The organism is Kitasatospora sp. NPDC058965 (assembly GCF_042741245.1).
Lineage (GTDB): Bacteria > Actinomycetota > Actinomycetes > Streptomycetales > Streptomycetaceae > Kitasatospora.
The window spans coordinates 1-1,357 of the sequence record NZ_JBHYKG010000606.1; the positions used below are offsets into that span (position 1 = coordinate 1).

General features: G+C 74.0%; 1 protein-coding gene. It reads left to right on the plus strand.

What is annotated here, in order from left to right:
* Nucleotides 1–236: 236 nt before the first annotated feature.
* Nucleotides 237–1,334: an agmatine/peptidylarginine deiminase gene (locus tag ACFW1A_RS40540; RefSeq protein ID WP_380418756.1), complete on the plus strand. Its 1,098-nt coding sequence runs from the start codon at nucleotides 237–239 to the stop codon at nucleotides 1,332–1,334.
* Nucleotides 1,335–1,357: the final 23 nt, after the last annotated feature.

Genomic DNA, 1,357 nt, shown 5'->3' on the forward strand with positions numbered 1-1,357 from the left:
GTGGTCGGGCGGCCCCCCCCCCCGGGCCGCGGGGGGGGCGGGCCGGGGGGGGCGGCCGGAGCGGCCCGTGATCCCTGCCGCACCGCTGGTGAACGCATGCCCATTGACTTGACTGAATTTTCAGTCAGTGCGAGATTGGGCCTCGTGCCCGGTGCCTCCGCCGGGTGCGCCCGGCACGGGCTGCCTCGGCAGGTGACACCTGCCGTGCCGGGGCAATACTTGATCTGGAGATTCCCATGAGCGAACCGCGCAGTGGCCGACGTTCCCTCGGCGAGCGTCTCTTCGGTGCCGCCCCCGCCGCGCCGGCGACCCGGGGCGCCGGGCCGGCGGCGCGGCCGCGGGTGCCGGCGGACGACGTCCCGCACGCACGCACCTGGATGTCCTGGCCGTCCCGCAGCTCCGTCTGGGGCCGCCGGCTGGAGGGCGTTCAGGAGGACATCGCGCTGATCGCCCGGACCGTCGCGCTCTTCGAGCCGGTCGTGCTGTGCGTCCCCGACCGGTACAGCGCGCACCAGGCCCGGGCCCGGTGCGGCGCCGGGGTCGAGGTGACCACCGAGATCCCGACCGACGACCTGTGGATGCGCGACATCGCCCCCGTGTTCCGGCGCGACGGGTACGGCGGGATCGAGGCGGTCGGCCTCAACTTCAACGGCTGGGGCAGGAAGCAGACCCACAAGTGGGACGCCCGGGCCGCCCGCGCGGTCGCCGACCACCTCGGGCTGCGGTTCAGCCGGGCGGACCTGGTCGGCGAGGGCGGCGCGATCGAGACCGACGGCGACGGCACGGTGATGGCCACCGAGAGCAGCCTGGTCAACAAGAACCGCAACCGCGGGATGAGCCGGGACGAGGTCGAGGCCGCGGTGCTGGACGCCTACGGCGCGGACCGGATGATCTGGCTGCCCGGCCTGCGCGGCGAGGACATCACGGACGACCACGTCGACGTCACCTCGCGCTTCGTCCGCCCGGGCGTGGTGATGGTGCAACTGCCCCCGCCGGACCGCAAGGACGTCTGGGCGCGCGACGCCCGCGAGCAGTTCGCCATCCTCGCCAACGCCACCGACGCCCGGGGCCGGCGCCTGCAGGTGATCCGGGTGGACGGGCCGGACACCGTCCGGTCGCGCAGCGCCTCCTTCGTGGACTCCTACCTCAACTTCCACCTCGTCAACGGCGCCGTGATCACGGCCCAGTTCGGCGACCGGCTGAAGGACGAGACGGCCCGGCAGACGCTCGCGGCGGCCTTCCCCGGCCGCGAGGTCGTCCAGCTCGACGTCGACCGCCTGATGGACGGGGGCGGCGGCATCCACTGCTCGACGATGCACGAGCCGCTGCCCTAGGGCCTGTCTGACCATTCCCGCCG